The organism is Euryhalocaulis caribicus (assembly GCF_000412185.1).
GTDB lineage: Bacteria > Pseudomonadota > Alphaproteobacteria > Caulobacterales > Maricaulaceae > Euryhalocaulis > Euryhalocaulis caribicus.
On record NZ_ASJA01000009.1, the window covers coordinates 19542 to 35302 of the forward strand.

The 15761-nt window shown below is 62.9% G+C and carries 14 protein-coding genes and 3 tRNA genes; 5 read left to right on the forward strand and 12 right to left on the reverse strand.

Going from position 1 to position 15761, the window contains the following annotated elements:
* The first annotated feature begins 12 nt into the window (after positions 1-12).
* A complete protein-coding gene (locus tag L338_RS08760) occupies positions 13-1245 on the forward strand; it encodes an SAM-dependent methyltransferase (protein ID WP_022698002.1) in 1233 nt (410 codons plus the stop codon).
* On the opposite strand, the gene L338_RS08765 is transcribed toward L338_RS08760, so the two are convergent.
* Complete coding sequence (locus tag L338_RS08765; protein WP_027068402.1) at positions 1242-2774, reverse strand: cryptochrome/photolyase family protein; 1533 nt, start codon at positions 2772-2774, stop codon at positions 1242-1244. The two genes, L338_RS08760 and L338_RS08765, sit on opposite strands and share 4 nt — an antisense overlap.
* 6 nt (positions 2775-2780) lie before the next feature.
* Positions 2781-3524, reverse strand: a complete 744-nt coding sequence (locus tag L338_RS08770) for a DUF6134 family protein (RefSeq protein WP_152485860.1) — start codon at positions 3522-3524, stop codon at positions 2781-2783.
* A gap of 144 nt (positions 3525-3668) precedes the next feature.
* On the opposite strand from L338_RS08770, the gene L338_RS08775 reads away from it, so the two are divergent.
* From L338_RS08775 to L338_RS08785, 3 genes are read left to right on the forward strand one after another with little or no spacing between them, the layout of a single operon-like run.
* Positions 3669-4676 (forward strand): cysteine synthase A, encoded by a 1008-nt coding sequence (locus L338_RS08775; RefSeq protein ID WP_022698005.1) that lies wholly within the window; start codon positions 3669-3671, stop codon positions 4674-4676.
* Entirely contained in the window at positions 4677-5834 is a 1158-nt protein-coding gene (metC, locus tag L338_RS08780; protein WP_022698006.1) for a cystathionine beta-lyase, read from the forward strand.
* Entirely contained in the window at positions 5831-6997 is a 1167-nt protein-coding gene (locus L338_RS08785) for an aspartyl/asparaginyl beta-hydroxylase domain-containing protein (protein ID WP_081639548.1), read from the forward strand. Before metC ends, L338_RS08785 begins: the two co-directional genes overlap by 4 nt.
* A 10-nt stretch (positions 6998-7007) precedes the next feature.
* Here the strand turns inward: L338_RS08785 and L338_RS08790 are convergent.
* The 9 genes from L338_RS08790 to L338_RS08830 form a co-directional block, all read right to left on the reverse strand.
* Positions 7008-7084, reverse strand: a tRNA-Arg gene (locus L338_RS08790).
* Positions 7085-7096: 12 nt separating this feature from the next.
* Complete coding sequence (locus tag L338_RS08795) at positions 7097-7405, reverse strand: ETC complex I subunit (protein ID WP_022698008.1); 309 nt, start codon at positions 7403-7405, stop codon at positions 7097-7099.
* A gap of 30 nt (positions 7406-7435) precedes the next feature.
* Positions 7436-7512, reverse strand: a tRNA-Pro gene (locus tag L338_RS08800).
* A 70-nt stretch (positions 7513-7582) separates the two neighbouring features.
* Entirely contained in the window at positions 7583-8173 is a 591-nt protein-coding gene (locus L338_RS08805) for a DUF192 domain-containing protein (RefSeq protein WP_022698009.1), read from the reverse strand.
* Between the two features lie 58 nt (positions 8174-8231).
* Entirely contained in the window at positions 8232-8858 is a 627-nt protein-coding gene (locus L338_RS08810) for a hypothetical protein (protein WP_152485861.1), read from the reverse strand.
* A gap of 54 nt (positions 8859-8912) precedes the next feature.
* Positions 8913-8987: transfer RNA gene (locus tag L338_RS08815), tRNA-Glu, on the reverse strand.
* A gap of 72 nt (positions 8988-9059) precedes the next feature.
* Complete coding sequence (recJ, locus tag L338_RS08820) at positions 9060-10859, reverse strand: single-stranded-DNA-specific exonuclease RecJ (RefSeq protein ID WP_022698011.1); 1800 nt, start codon at positions 10857-10859, stop codon at positions 9060-9062.
* Positions 10856-11818 (reverse strand): class II fructose-bisphosphatase, encoded by a 963-nt coding sequence (gene glpX, locus L338_RS08825; protein ID WP_022698012.1) that lies wholly within the window; start codon positions 11816-11818, stop codon positions 10856-10858. Before glpX ends, recJ begins: the two co-directional genes overlap by 4 nt.
* 82 nt (positions 11819-11900) lie before the next feature.
* Positions 11901-12221: a 3-hydroxybutyrate dehydrogenase gene (locus tag L338_RS08830; RefSeq protein ID WP_022698013.1), complete on the reverse strand. Its 321-nt coding sequence runs from the start codon at positions 12219-12221 to the stop codon at positions 11901-11903.
* 62 nt (positions 12222-12283) lie between these two features.
* Between L338_RS08830 and phaC the strand changes: the two genes are divergently transcribed.
* Positions 12284-14131 (forward strand): class I poly(R)-hydroxyalkanoic acid synthase, encoded by a 1848-nt coding sequence (gene phaC, locus L338_RS08835; RefSeq protein WP_022698014.1) that lies wholly within the window; start codon positions 12284-12286, stop codon positions 14129-14131.
* On the opposite strand, the gene L338_RS08840 is transcribed toward phaC, so the two are convergent.
* Positions 14128-15732 (reverse strand): tetratricopeptide repeat protein, encoded by a 1605-nt coding sequence (locus L338_RS08840; protein WP_022698015.1) that lies wholly within the window; start codon positions 15730-15732, stop codon positions 14128-14130. The genes phaC and L338_RS08840 overlap by 4 nt on opposite strands.
* Between the last annotated feature and the right edge of the window lie 29 nt (positions 15733-15761).

Consider the following 15761-nt stretch of genomic DNA (forward strand, 5'->3'; position numbering starts at 1 on the left):
AAGGTTGCAAGCATGACTTATGCTTCCGTGATCCCCGCCACCCGCGAGACAATTCACAGTCTCGACGAAACCCCTTTCTTCGCGCGCCGCGCGCTGGAGCTGTGTCTGCGCCTGGCTTATGGCGAACTGACCATGACCCTGCCCTCCGGCCAGCGTCTGCATTTCGACGCGCCGCAGGAAGGCGTGGCGGCGGAGATGGAAATTCATGACTGGCGCTGCCTGCGCAAGGTTCTGACGGGCGGCGCGCTGGGCTTTGCTGAAGGCTATATCGACGGTGACTGGACCACGCGCGACCTGCCGCGCCTGCTGCAGATGTTCTCGGCCAATTTCGAGAAATGGGAAGCGGGCCTGAACACCAACTGGCTGTTCAACATGCTGACGCGCCTGCAGCACATGGCGCGCTCCAACAGCAAGCGTCAGGCGGAGAAAAACATCCACGCGCATTACGATCTGGGCAACGCGTTCTATTCGCGCTGGCTGGACCCTTCGATGACTTATTCCTCAGCTCTTTACGAGCACGAAGGCCAGGATCTGGAAGCGGCGCAGCGTAACAAATACCGCGCGCTGGCCGACAGCATCGCGCTGAAAGAAGGCGACCACGTTCTGGAAATTGGCTGCGGCTGGGGCGGCTTTGCCGAATACGCGGCCAAGGAACGCGGGGCAAAGGTCACGGGCATCACGATTTCCAAAGAACAGCTGGCCTTCGCGCAGGAACGCATGCAGCGCTGCCAGCTGAACGACAAGGTGAATATCGAATATACCGATTACCGCGACGTTCAGGGCCGTTTCGACGCCGTCGCGTCCATCGAAATGTTCGAAGCCGTGGGTCAGGAATACTGGAATTCCTATTTCGGCAAGATCGCCGAGGTCCTGAAGCCCGGCGGCCGGGCCGGCCTTCAGATCATTACCATCAAGGACGAGATTTTCGACGGCTACCAGAAGAGCGTCGATTTCATCCAGAAATATATTTTCCCCGGCGGCATGCTGCCGAGCGTGGAGAAGCTGAAGGATGAATTTTCAAAGGCCGAGCTGTTTCTGGATAACACGCTGGAATTTGGCCACGACTATGCCGACACGCTCGCCGAATGGCGGATCCGGTTTGAGCGGGTCTGGGACGAAATCGCCCATGACCTGGATTTCGACGAACGCTTCCGGCGGCTCTGGAATTATTATCTCGCCTATTGCGAGGCCGGGTTCCGAACCGAGCGCATCAATGTCGGCCAGTTCTCGCTGATCCGCGCTTAGCGAACGCCGATAGATTTCAGGAAGCGGTCGGCGTCTTCGCGGATTTCGTTTCGGCGCTCGGCGCTGAATTTGCCAAGCGTATTGTACGGCATATTGAGGCGACGCAGGCCCTTCAGCCTGTCTTCATTCCGGTCCAGAAAATCCCAGTATAAATAATTGAATGGACATGCCTTTTCCCCGGTTTTGTCTTTCACGCTATATGCGCACCCTTTGCAGTAGTCGCTCATCTTGTTGATGTAGTTTCCGCCCGCGGCATAGGGCTTGGTGGCCACCACGCCGCCATCGGCGAACAGGGCCATGCCGTGCGTGTTCGGCAATTGTACCCATTCAAAAGCATCGGAATAGACGATCAGGTACCACTCATTGACCTCGGCCGGCTCCACGCCTGCCAGCAGGGCGAAATTCCCGGTGATCATCAGGCGCTGAATATGGTGTGAATAGGCGTGATCCCGGGTGTGGCGCACCGCTTCCGACACACAGGCCATATCGGTCTTGTCCGGATCCCAGTAGAAGTCCGGCAGCTTGCCGGATGCGTTCAGGTGGTTGGTCTTGGCGTAATCCGGTCCTTTGAGCCAATAGACGCCGCGAATATATTCCCGCCAGCCGATGATCTGGCGGATGAAACCCTCGACAGCGTTCAAGGGCGCCTCGCCGGCGCGATAGGCGGCCTCGGCCTTCTCGCAGACCTCCACGGGGCCCAGCAGGCCCGCATTGATATAGGCCGACAAAAGGGAGTGGTTGAGATAGGCCTCGCCGCCCAGCATCGCGTCCTGATAGTCGCCGAATTCCGGCAGCGCGCGCTCTATAAAGGCGTTCAGGGCGCGCAGGGCCTCGGCGCGGATGACGGCCATGTGGAACGGCTGAAGCGCCCCGAAATGGTCGCCATAACGCTCCGCGACGGTGGTCAGGACGCGGCTGGTGATGTCGTTGGGCTGAAAGTCGATCCGTTTGGGCGGCTCATAGCCTCCGGGCGCGGGCTTCCGGTTTTCCTTGTCGTAGTTCCAGCGGCCGCCCTCGGGCTCGTCCCCGTTCATCAGCAGACCGGTCTTCCGCCGCATCATGCGGTAGAAGGATTCCATCAGCAGGCCGTCTCGCCCCTCCGCCCATTCCTCGAATGTCTCGTGATCGCAGATGAACCGGTCATCGGCCACGACGCGCACGGGAACGCCCAGATCGCCCTCCCAGCGGCGTAAGTCCTCGGCCAGACGCCACTCGCCCGGCTCGGTTATGACGATCTCGTCGAAGCGGCCCTCCTCCAAAGCCTTGCGGGCCGCGGCGCGCAGGGTGTGGGGACCGTCTTCATCATCCTCGATGTGGAAGTAGCGAACCTGCCGCCCCTTCTCACGCAGCTCGGCGGCGAAGTGGCGCATGGCGGAAAATATGAAGGCGATCTTCTTTTGGTGGTGGCGGACATAGGTGGCTTCGTCGCGCACCTCCGCCATGACGACCAGATCATCGTCCGCCGCCCCGTCCAGCGCTGCAACATCGTGGGAAAGCTGGTCTCCCAGTATGACGCGCAGCGCGGGAATGGCCGGCTAGCCTTCTTCGAGCACGTACTCGATCGGCTGGTCGCGGGCGGTGAATTTCAGCTTCACCCACTTCTCGCCCTCATAGAACATGTAGAGGTCCAGCTCGCTGGACAGCAGGTATTCCTGCGCCTCGACGCTGGCCCCTGCGGCTTCCACGCTTCCCGCGCCTTCCTCGGTCACGGTAATATCCATGATCTCGCCGGTTTCGGTGTTCAGCATCTGGTCCTGTTCGACCAGCGCCTTGTTCCAGTAGGTCGAGGGGATAAGATCGCCCGGCGCCTCGCCCTGATAGGCGGCGCCGTCAATCATCAGCTTGTCGCCTTCACGCGTGACCGAAAGCTCCAGATTCTCGCCATCCTTCAGCGTCGTGCTTTCCAGCGATTGCAACTGGCCATCGCGCCAGCGTTCCGTCACCTGATGATCGTATTTGAAGGGCGTGAACGGGCCGACATTCACTTCCAGATGCGCATCGACTTTCACGATCTTGTCGCCGCCCTCTTCGGAGAAGGTCAGCGTGTGATGGCCGAACGGCTTCCCCTTCCGCAGGACCGTGTAATCCAGCACTTCACCGTAAGGCGCGAACAGGTCCGCCGTTTCGCCGTTTTCAGTGGTCTGGTCCGCGGTTTCCTCCGCCGGCTGATTGGCGGCGCTCGGCTCGCCATTCTCGCCTTCGGGCTGATCATTCGCAGGTCCCTGGCCGCAAGCCACAAGGGAAAGAAGAATCGCCGACAACAGCATTTCCATACGCATATATCTCAGCCTCCGGGTCGTAACCGCGTTGCGTTTTGAACTAGCCCGGGCGCCAGGCGAGACAAGGCGCGTCTTGCACCGCTGCTAGAGCGTTCCTAACGTCACTATGGTTCCGCCCCTTTCTGCAGAGAGTAATCCGCACAAATGACCGTAAATCCGTCCGTTATCGACCTGATCGGCGACACCCCGCTATTGCGCCTCAAGCGCGCCTCCGAAGAGACGGGGTGTGAGATCCTGGGCAAGTGCGAGTTCCTCAATCCCGGCCAGTCGATCAAGGATCGCGCCGCGCTGGGCATCATCCGGGATGCGGAGGCGAAAGGGTTGCTCAAGCCCGGCGGGACGATTGTCGAGGGCACCGCGGGCAATACCGGGATCGGGCTGGCGATGGTCGGAAACGCGCTGGGCTATCGCGTGGTGATCGTTTTCCCCAGGACCCAGAGCCAGGAGAAGAAGGACGCCATCCGCCTGCTGGGCGCGGAACTGATCGAGGTGGACGCCGTCCCCTACTCCAACCCGAACCACTATGCCCGCTATTCCGGCCGGCTGGCCGCGGAGCTGAACGAGAGCGAGCCCAACGGCGCCATCTGGGCCAACCAGTTCGACAATGTCGCCAATCGCGAGGCGCACCGCACCACAACGGGACCGGAAATCTACAAGGAGCTTCTGGGCAAGCTGGACGGTTTTATCTGCGCGGTGGGGTCCGGCGGCACGCTGGCCGGCGTCTCCATGGCGATGAAATCCCACAACCGGCAAATCCGCATTGGCATCGCCGATCCGGGCGGGGCGTCGCTCTATAACTATTACAAGCACGGCGAACTGAAATCGGAGGGGACTTCCATCACGGAAGGAATCGGCCAGGCCCGCATTACCGCCAATCTTGAAGGGATCGAGGTCGATCACGCCTACCGCATCGAGGATTCGGAGGCTCTGAAAATCCTCTTCAATCTGGTTGAGGAGGAAGGTCTGTGTCTGGGCGGCTCCTCCGGCGTGAATATCGCCGGGGCGATGGCGCTGGCGCGGGAGCTGGGGCCCGGCCACCGCATCGTGACCATCCTCTGCGATTACGGGCAACGCTATCAGTCCAAGCTCTACAACCCAGCTTTCCTGAAGGAAAAGGGCCTTCCGGTCCCGCCCTGGATGAGCGCGGAATAGATGGCCCGCAAGCCTGAAACCGACCTGATCGGCGCGGGACGGAAACCGCGCGCGGCGGTGAAATTGCCCAACCCGCCCGTGGAGCGCGCCTCGACCGTGCTGATAGAACGCGCGGAAGACCTCTATGACGGCGACCGGAAAGTCTATGGGCGCTTCGGGCTGGGCAGTCAGGACGCGCTCTGTGACGCGCTCTGCGCGCTTTATGAGGGGGCGTCCTGGTGCGGTCTGACGCCTTCGGGCCTGTCCGCCTGCACGCTCTCCATACAGGCGCTTTGCAAAACGGGCGATCACGTCCTGATGACCGATAGCGCCTATGGGCCGACGCGCAGCTTTGCGCTGGAGGAGTTGTCGCGGCAGGGCGTGGAGGTGGAGTTCTATGACCCGCGCATTTCAGACGGCATCGCCGAATTGATCCGGGACAACACCGCGCTGATCTATCTGGAATCCCCCGGCTCCCTGACGCTGGACGTGCAAGATGTTCCCGCTATCTGCGCCGCTGCAAAGGCGCGCGGCGTCGCAACGCTGATCGACGACACCTGGAGCGCGGGCCTGCTGTACGACGCGTTCGCGCTGGGCTGCGACGTGGCGATTCAGGCCGCTACCAAATACCCATCCGGTCATTCGGATGTCCTGTTGGGCGCGATCCTGACCATGGAGGCGGACCTGGGCGCGCGGATCGGCAACACCCTGCGCCGCTATGGCGTCACGGCGGACTCCGATTCCTGTTATCTGGCGCTGCGCGGGCTGAGAACCCTTCCCGCCCGGATGCGGCAGCACGAAGCCAGCGGTCTCGCCGCCGCGGAATTTCTGCAGAGACAGCCCGGCGTAACGCGCGTCATCCATCCGGGGCTGGCGGGCAACCGGGACCACGAAATCTGGAAACGCGACTTCAACGGGGCCAGCGGCCTGTTCGCCTTCGAGCTGGCGGGCGGACGGGATACCGCCAATCGTTTTCTGAACGCGCTGAACCTGTTCGGGCTTGGTTTTTCCTGGGGCGGGTTCGAGAGCCTGGCTATCGTCTGCAATCCGCAAATTCGCCGCGCCGTAACCCCCTGGGACGGGGATGGCCAGCTGATCCGCCTGTCGATCGGGCTGGAAAACGCCGGCGACCTGATTGCCGATCTGGAACAGGCCCTCGCGGCCGCAAAGGACACATGATGAACGCCCCGGTGACAGACAAGCGCACCCTCGCCCAGGCCGCGGTTCAGGCGCTCCGCAACGGCGCGCCGGAACAGGCGCGGGATTTCCTGCAGCGGGTAATCGATATGGGGCAGGCCGACAGCTCGATCTGGTACGGGCTGGCCTGCGCTCACCGCGATCTCGGCGAAGCTGACCGCATGGCGGCCGCGCTGGACAAGGCGCTGGAGCTGGAGCCCCGGAATCTGCGGGCGCTGATCCTGAAAGGCGACATGATCGCGGGCGAAGGCGACAAGCGGCGCGCCGCTACTTTTTACATGACCGCCCTGCGCATCGCCGAGCAAGCGCCGCAACTGCCCCCTGACGTCCAGCAGGACGTGGCGCGCATGGAAGACGCCATAGACAAGCACACGGCCGAGTTCGGCGCCTTCCTGCGCGAACGCGTGGAGACGCTTTCCGGCGCGCCCCTGAAACCGCAATCGCGCTTCGCGCAATCGCTGGAGATCATGACCGGCGCGAAGCAGCGCTATTTCCAGCAACCGCGCCGCTATTATTTCCCCGAACTGCCCCAGGTGCAGTTTTATGATCCGGCGCAATTTGAGTGGCGCGAAACGGTCGAGGCCGCCACGGACGCCATCCGCGGCGAATTGCAGGGCGTGATGGGCGATGAAGCCGCCTTCAATCCCTATGTCGAGGGCCGGGACGACCTGCCCCAGCACGACACGCACGGCATGCGCGGCAATACGGATTGGAGCGCCTTCTATCTCTGGAAGGACGGCGCGCGGCAGAATGAAAACGCTGACCGCTGCCCGGAAACCGAAAAGGCGCTGGACGCCGCGCCCGTCACCGATGTGAAGGGCCGCCTGCCCTCCATCCTGTTTTCAAAGCTGGCTCCGCGCTCGCGCATTCCAGCGCATAACGGCCTGGTCAATACGCGGCTGATCTGTCACCTGCCGCTGATCGTGCCGGACGGGTGCGGTTTCCGCGTCGGCAACGAGACGCGCGAATGGAAGGAAGGTCAGCTGATGATCTTCGACGATTCCATCGAGCACGAGGCCTGGAACGACAGCGCCGAAACGCGGGTCATCCTGTTGTTCGAAATCTGGCGTCCGGAATTGACCGAAGAAGAACGCGCGCAGGTCACCGCCATGCTGCAGGCGATTGATCAATTTGGCGGCGATTGATCCTGGAAACTGGCGACCCCGGCAGGACTTGAACCTGCAACCATCGGCTTAGAAGGCCGGCGCTCTATCCAGTTGAGCTACGGGGCCGGAATGGACCGCCTAATGGGTCCAGGGTCTCTTCCGGCCTGAGGCGAAATTGGAGCCGTAGGATTTGATGACGCGGCGCGGCTCGCGTGGTTCGACAACCCTGTGGGGGATCTTGTTCCGCTTGGCGAATTCGACGGCCGCCTCACGCGTGTTGAATTCCATGCGGACTTCCTCACGCATGTCGGAAAGGCGCGTCCAGCCCATCAGCGGGTCGATGGAGCGCGGCGCGGTTTCCGGCTCAAATTCCAGAACCCATTCCTTCGTGCCGGCGCGGCCGGACTGCATGGCGGTTTTCGCGGGGCGGTAGATTTTCGCGTACATGCCGTAAATCCTGCAAGTCTGTCTCAAACATGGTCGGGGAGACTGGATTCGAACCAGCGACCCTCTGCTCCCAAAGCAGATGCGCTACCAGGCTGCGCCACTCCCCGCCGTCGTATGACGAAGCGTCTTACGCGGTTTCTATGAAGCAATGACTTATGAAAGCAAGCATGCGGGCCACTATTGCGCGGCGTCGGTCGCGGGCTCTTCGCTATCGGCGTCATCCGCCGGAACGTCATTGTCATTGGCCGGGGCTGGCTGTTGCGCCGTTCCGAAGGCGGCGTGCTCCACGACATCGCCGGTCTGGATGCCCAGCGCCTCGGCCTGGCCGCCGCCGATTTCCAGAATGCCCTGAACCGGCGTTTCGGATGACAGGCTCTGCAGGGAGAACGGAACGGCCTGGCGCACGATCTTGGCGATGACGCCGTCGGACTTGATATAGATGACATCCAGCGGGATCTGCGTGTTCTTCATCCAGATGGAAACCACGCGGGGCGATCCGTAGAGGAACAGCATCCCCTCATTCTCGCCCACCGCATCGCGGTACATCATGCCGCGGGAGCGGGAACGCGGCTCGTCGGCGATCTCCACGGAAAACTCGACGCCGCTGTCGCCGGAACGAACGGTCAGCGGCTCCGGTCCGCCATATTCGACGACCGCCTCTTCCGCATCGGGCGGGAGCTGGGCCGGCGGCGCGGCCGCCTCGTCCTGAGCGATGGCGGAGGCGCTGAAAAGCGCGGCGGCGGCGAGGGAGAAGATCAAAGTGCGCATGGGCGGGACGCTAGCGGCAAGCGTTTGAAGCTGCAACGCTTCAAACCTGCTGTGACGGTCATTTCAAGGCGAATTCTTCTCTAAGCCGAGTGAGCCACTTGCTGTCTGCGCCGCTCCGCAATTGTTCGATTTTCGCGGAACGGCTGCTTGAACGAAGTTCGCCGTCCTCTTCGAAAACGAAAAAGGTCCGGCGCGCGCCCACCGGTTTTTCCTGAGTGCCGTGATGACCGATCACCAGAACGGTTGCATCCTTCTCTCCGTCACCGGACTTCACCCTGCCAGTTAGGGAAACCAGAGACCCCAGAGAGATGGTGTCCCCTGGCCCCAGAGGGCCCTGCAGAGAATCACATTCCTCGTTCGCGGGCCGTTCGGTTATCTCCGTCCAGTCAGCCTTTTCCGGCGAGGCAACCAGGACATTTGTCACGTAGAACCGGGCCGCGCTCATATTCGTTACAAGTATTGTCGCCTCCGCGCCGGAGCCTTGTGCGCGCGTGATGAAGAGGCTGGACCGGTTCTGTCGACGGTAATTGAAAAAGAAGAGCTGGAAATAGCCGATCCAGATCACCACCATCGCCACGTTCGCGAACATGGTGAGCACATTGCTGTTTTCGTTGAACCACGACAGCACGTTCAGCCAACTCCCGATCAGTCTAGCTAACGAGCCTCTAACGAGGTTGGCCGCCACGCGTTCCCTTTAGGGTGCAACGGCGGAAATCGACCATATGTGGGGAGAGAGAATTGGCAGGCCCTAGGGGAATTGAACCCCTGTTTCCAGGTTGAAAACCTGGCGTCCTAACCACTAGACGAAGGGCCCGCAATGAGCGCGCCGATATAGAGCGCCCTGATGAGGGACGCAAGCCGGTCATCGCATCTGCGCAGACATTTTTCAGCGCCAGGCGAGATCAACCACATGCGCGTCGACGCGGCGGCGGCCGTTCCACTCGTCCAGTTTCAGGCGCGCGGCCAGATTGACCCGGCGGTCGCCGGCGTTCAGCAGCGCCTCGCCCACCGGCGTATCGGCCACGCGGAATGCGATGGCATTCAGCCGCAACCCTGATGAATCCTCAAAAGCCGCGCGCACATGCGCGCCGCCGACCCGCTCGGCATAGGCCACGCGCAGGTTCGAAAATGCAAAGACCGGCTGTGGATTACCCGGACCGAAAGGCCCGGCGGCCTGCACCATTTCCACCAGCGCCAGATTCGCAGCGGATGGACTGATCAGGGCGTCCAGACGCAGGCTGGCGGTCGCCGTGGCGGCGGCGACCTCGTCCGCCAACCGCTCGGACAGCGCCGATTCGAAGGCCGGAATATTCTCTTTGCGAATCGAAACCCCCGCGGCCATGGCGTGCCCGCCGCCTGATTCCAGCAGGCCCTGTTTGCGAAGATCGGAAATCGCGCCGCCCAGATTGACGCCCTTGATCGACCTGCCCGAGCCGCGGCCCAGACCGCCCTCCTCAATACCGACAACCACCGCCGGACGGCCATAGCGCTCCACGAGGCGGGATGCGGCCAGGCCAACCACCCCCGGCGGCCACCCCTCGCCAGACGCGACAATCACGGCCGGTTCGGTGTCGGATACGACAGAGCGGTCCGCGGCCAGGCTGGCTTCGTCGACCACGGCGGTCTCAATGGCTTTGCGGTCAGCGTTGAGGCGTTCCAGCTCTCCGGCGATCTGCCGGGCTTCTTCGGCGTCGTCCGTCGAGAGGAGGCGCGCGCCAAGGCTCGAATCGCCGATGCGCCCTCCGGCATTGATTCGCGGGCCAAAAATGAATCCGGCGTGGTATTCGGCAAAGGGCGGCGAGGCGCCGGCGCTTTCGGCCAGGGCTTTCAGCCCGGCATTGCCCTGCGCGCTCATCACGCGCGCGCCCTGCGCCACGATGGCGCGGTTCACCCCGGTCAGAGGAACAATGTCGCAAACCGTGCCCAGCGCCGCGAGATCGAGAAAGGAAAGAATGTCCGGCTCGTCCCGGCCTTTGAAATAATCGCGGCGCCGCAACTCACGCGCCAGCGCGGCCAGGAAAATGAAAGTGACGCCGGCGGCGGCCAGATGCCCCTGCCCCGAGGCGCAATCAACCCGGTTCGGATTGATCATGGCGGCCGCGCGTGGCGGCTCGCCCTGCATCAGGTGATGGTCCAGAACCACAACGTCCAGACCGCCTTCTGCGGCGGCCTCCAGCGCCTCATAGGCCGCTGCGCCGCAATCGACCGTGATGACCGCGCCGCACCCTTTTGCCTTCAGGGAGAGCAAGGATTCGCCCGTGGGACCGTAACCTTCCTTCGCACGGTCGGGCACGTAAATCGGCGTTTCGATGCCCAGCGGCCGGAGATAGCGGATCAGCTGCGCGGCCGAGCTGGCCCCGTCGACGTCGTAGTCGGCAAAGATGCCAATCGGCCCGCCTTTTTCGATCTCGTCGGCGATGCGGGCCGCGCCCCGATCCATATCGGCAAAGCTCGACGGATCGGGAAACTCTCCCTTCAGCGTCGGCTTGAGAAAGCCTTGCGCAATGTCGGGGGTCACGCCGCGGGCCGAGAGGATTCGCCCCAACGCTTCCGGCGCGTCCAGCGCGCGGGCGATGGCCAGCGCATGGGCCTCGTCAGCCTCGCGCAGCCGCCATGATTTTCCGCTTATGGAGCGCTCGACGCCCAGAAAGGCGCCGCCGGTCTCAGATGCGGCCTCGGCGGTCACGCCGTCGCGGCGCGCCGCGTCCTGACCCGGCGCACCGTTCCCCGCGCGGAATCCATGACCAGCGATTCGGTTTCCACATCGCCGCCGCGCCAGCGCACGCCGTCCAGCATCTCGCCCCGCGTGACGCCCGACGCGACGAAGATCACGTCGTCAGAGGCCAGTTCCGTCAGGTCATAGATTTTGTCGAAATCGGTGACGCCCAGTCGCGTGGCGCGTTCGCGCTCGTCATCATTGCGGAAATACAGGCGCCCCTTCATCTGTCCGCCGACGCACCGCAAGGCGGAGGCCGCCAGCACCCCCTCGGGCGCGGCGCCGCGGCCGATATACATGTCGATGCCGATTTCCGGATTCGTCGTGTTGATGATGCCCGCAATATCGCCGTCCGGGATCAGGAAAACTTTTGCGCCCACGCTGCGGATGCCGGCGATCACCTCGTCATGGCGGTCGCGGTCCAGCACGCAGACCGTGATCTGGGCGGGATCGACGCCCTTGGCCTTGGCCAGCGCCTTTACGTTCGTGGCGGAATCCGCGTCCAGATCGACAACGCCATCGGGATAGCCCGGGCCGACCGCAATCTTGTTCATATAGGTGTCGGGCGCGTGCAGCAGTCCGCCGCGCGGGGCGATGGAGATCACCGAAAGCGCGCTGGGCCAGGCCTTGGCGCACAGCGTGGTGCCTTCCAGAGGGTCAAGGGCGATATCGGTCTCCGGCCCCTCTCCCGTGCCCACTTCCTCGCCAATATAGAGCATCGGCGCTTCGTCGCGTTCGCCTTCGCCGATCACGATGCGGCCGCGCATGGGTATTTCGTTCAACGCGGTGCGGATGGCGTCCACCGCCGCCTGGTCGGCGGCCATCTTGTCGCCGCCGCCGGTCAGTCTCGAAGCGGCGATGGCGCCGCGCTCGGCGGCCTCCAGTACGCCATTGGCGAGGGATGGGTTCAGTCGCACACGCTCGCTCATCGCTGCGTTGCCTCCGCAATGTGATCAATTGAATTCAAGGCCATTGTCTTGGGCGGATTTGCGCCGCAAGGCAAGATGAAGGTCAGCGCCGGCGCTGGCCGGGATTCGCTTTTTGCCGGGCCTCTTCGGCCGCGCTTTCGGCGTCCGGGGGCGGGCCGCTGGCGGCTGCCTCGGCGTTTGAGTCGAGCTGCTCTCGCGTGGCGATCATGGCGTCGACGCGCTGGTTCCATTCCCGATCGCTCGGCACGCCCTCGGGCTCCGCCGGCAGATCGCCAAAGCGCGGATAGGTCTTTGATTCCGGCGCGCCGTCATTGAAATCGGCGAACGCGGTGGAACAACCCGCCGCGCCCAGCGTGAGACAAATCAGGGCGGCCCCTGTGACAATGGCGTTGCTTCGCGTCATGGTTCATATGCCTTATCCAATTCCCGGCGATGACGCCAGACGTAAGAGCGGACTTTTGAGACATGAGCGACAAGACTTCAAAAGGCGGCAAGTCCAAAGGCGCAACGCCCGGCATGAACCCGTGGGAGGGCATGAGCGCGCCGGACCTGGAATCGCTCGACGCGCTGTCCCGCAACATGTTGGATGCCGCGGTGCGCGGAAATCAGGCTCTTGGCCGCATGCTTCAGACCCAGATGTCCAAGACCCCGCCTTCCACTCAGGATCCGTTCGGGCTGGGCGACACGATGTCCGAAGCCTGGCAGAGCGCCATGGCGCATCCCGAAAAGGTGATGGCCGCGCAGATGAACATGATGAGCGGCTTCGCCGATCTCTGGTCTTCCGCCGCCCGCCGCGCGGCGGGCGAGGACGTCGAGCCGGTGATCGAGGCCCAGCCGGGCGACAAGCGGTTCCGCGCCGAAGCGTGGAGCGGCAACCCCTATTTCGATACGATCAAGCAGGCGTATCTGCTGAACGCGCGATTCATGCACGACCTTATAGATGCGGCGGAAGATCTTGATCCAAAAGAAAAACACAAGATCGAATTTTATACGCAACAATTCGTGGACGCCCTGTCGCCGACAAATTTCGCCCTGACCAATCCGGACGTTCTGGACGAGATCCAGAGGACCAAGGGCGAGAATCTGGTGAAGGGCATGGTCAATCTTGTACAGGATCTGGAAGCGGGCGACGGCAAGCTGGTCCTGCGCCAGAGCGACACCGAAGGCTTCAAGGTGGGCGAGGATCTCGCCGCCGCGCCCGGCGAGGTGGTGTTCAGGAACGAGCTGATCGAGCTGATCCAGTACGCCCCCGCCACGGACGAGACCTATTCCACCCCGCTGCTGATCTTCCCGCCCTGGATCAACAAATTCTACATCCTCGACATGCGGGAGGGGAATTCGATGATCCGCTGGCTCGTGGATCAGGGCTTCACCGTTTTCCTGGTCTCCTGGGTGAACCCGGACTCGTCGCTCGCCGGCAAGACCATCGAGGATTACATCGAAGACGGCGTATTCGCGGCGCTGGAGGCGGTGAAGGACGCAACGGGCGAGGAGAAGGTCAACGCGGTCGGTTACTGTATCGGCGGCACGCTGCTGGCGACCACGCTGGCGCTGATGGCCAAGCGCGGCGACGACCGCATCCAGTCCGCCACCTTCTTTGCCGCCCAGACCGATTTCAGCGACGCCGGCGATTTGCAGATGTTCACCGAGGAGCCGTGGCTGGAGGAGATCGAACGCATCATCGACGCGCAGGGCGGCGTGCTGGACGGCCGATCCATGGCCGACACCTTCAACATGCTGCGCGCCAACGACCTGATCTGGTCATTCTACGTGAACAACTACCTGCTGGGACGGGAGCCGAAAGCCTTCGACCTCCTCTACTGGAACGCCGACCAGACGCGCATGCCCAAGGCGCTGCACATGGTCTATCTGCGGGAATATTACCAGAAGAACGCGCTTTCCGAGGGCAAGCTGGAGCTGATGGGCGAGACGCTGTCCCTCAAGGACATCAAGACGCCCGCCTATATCCAGTCATCGGAAACCGATCACATCGCCCCCTACCCGTCCGTCTATCGCGGCGCGAAGCAATTTGGCGGCAAGACGCGTTTCATGCTGGCGGGGTCGGGCCATATTGCGGGCGTCATCAACCCGCCGGCGGCCAATAAGTACCATTACTGGGTCAACAAGAACCTGCCCAAGGACGAGGAAGCCTGGCTGGAAGGCGCGGAGCGGCAGGACGGCTCCTGGTGGCCGGACTGGAAACAATGGCTCAGCTACCGCTCCGGCAAGAAAATGCCGGCGCGCAAACCGGGCGACGGTAAGCTGAAACCGCTTTACCCGGCGCCGGGTAAGAACGTGCTGGTGAAAAGCTAGGCGCTCGCGGCGGGCTTCAGGTCGAACGAAACGCAGATCCGGTCTTCGTCCGCCGCGAACGGAATCGTGCGATGGAACAGCGAGGACGGGAACAGGACGATATCGCCGAGGCCCACCGGCATGATGGTTTCGGGAAAATCATCGCGCAGCTTCGGGTATCCCCCGCCCTGCACGCTGAAGCCGATATTGCCTTCATCGCCCGAGCGCGCCTGCGGCATGGCCAGATAGACCACGCCGCTTAGCCAGCCGCCCTCGTGAATGTGGGCCTCCAGATGCCCGCCCTGTTTCATCTTCACGTACCAGGCGCCGGTGAACTCGATCTTTTCGGGAAAACGCTGGATATAAACACAATCGGCGCCCGCGAATGTCTGCCGGTAGCGCTCGATCTCGTCCCGGATCAGCGCGGCCAGATCGGCGAAGGATTGCTCGGGCCGTTGGAACAGATGCCCGGAAGACTGCACGCCCTGATGCAGCAGTTTCTGTTTCCGGTCTTCGATCTCCGCCGCCTCAATATCCCTGAGAAGCGCTGCGCGAAGCCCGGAGCCGTCCCGGGTGAGCGCGCTCACATGCCCCTTATGGATGAAGCCCGCCGGCTGCGGACAGAAACGATAGGCGTCTTCCGTCTGAAAATTGCGCGCATGATGGGCGGACAGCGACGCGGTAAGCGGCGAAACATGCGCGCCCTCGCTCAAGGCCGCCAGCCGCGTCCGGAACGTGTCGAACTGACGGGTCTTGTAATAGCAGAGGGCCGCGCGTTCGCCGGCATCCCTGATATTGGCCGCCTCGTAGGCGCCGGCCGCCTCTTCCAGACGATTATCGGCCTGCAGAGTGAGGCCCAGATTATAATGTGCCTCGGGCATGTCCGGGTTCAGGGCCAGCGCGCGACGATATTCCGCCGCCGCTTCATCCAGCCGCCCCTGCGCCTTCAGGATGGAGCCGAGATTATTGAATGCGGCTGCATAATCAGGCTTCAGCTCCGCCGCCTTGCGGCAGCATTCCGCGGCGTTTTCCAGCTTTCCTTGCGTGCGCAGCACCCCGCCAAGGCCGTTATAGGCTTCGGCAAAGCCCAGATCCGCCTCGATCGCCCTCCGGTAAGCCGTTTCCGCCTCGCCGGGCTGATTGAGGGTTTCCAGCGCGGACCCCAGATTTTTCCACGCCGCCGCGTGGTCGGGCTTGGCCTTGACCGCCAGGCGATAGTGTCTGGCGGCTTCCTCGACCTCGCCATGTCGGTGAACCAGCGCGCCAAGGCTCTGATGCGCCTCCGCGAGCGAGGGGTCCAGCGCCACGGCCCGGCGCAGAGCCTGTTCCGCCCCGGCTTCGTCGCCCAGCTGCATCAGCGCTAGGCCAAGATTGTTTTGCGCCCCCGCATGGGATGAATCGATATCCAGGACGTCACGATAGCATTTCACCGCTTCATCAAGCCGCCCCTGCCCAGCCAGACAGGCACCCAGCAGATTGTGCAGCCGGCTAACCCGCGGATGCGCCTTGAGAAGCTTGCGGGTTTGCGCTTCGGCCGCATCCAGCCGCCCGGCGCTGTAGAGCTTTATGATGGCATGAATGTCCGCCTGCGCGGGTTCGGTATTGTCCGGTGAAGCGGTCAAGAATGCGCTCTCTGATAAAAGTTTTGCGC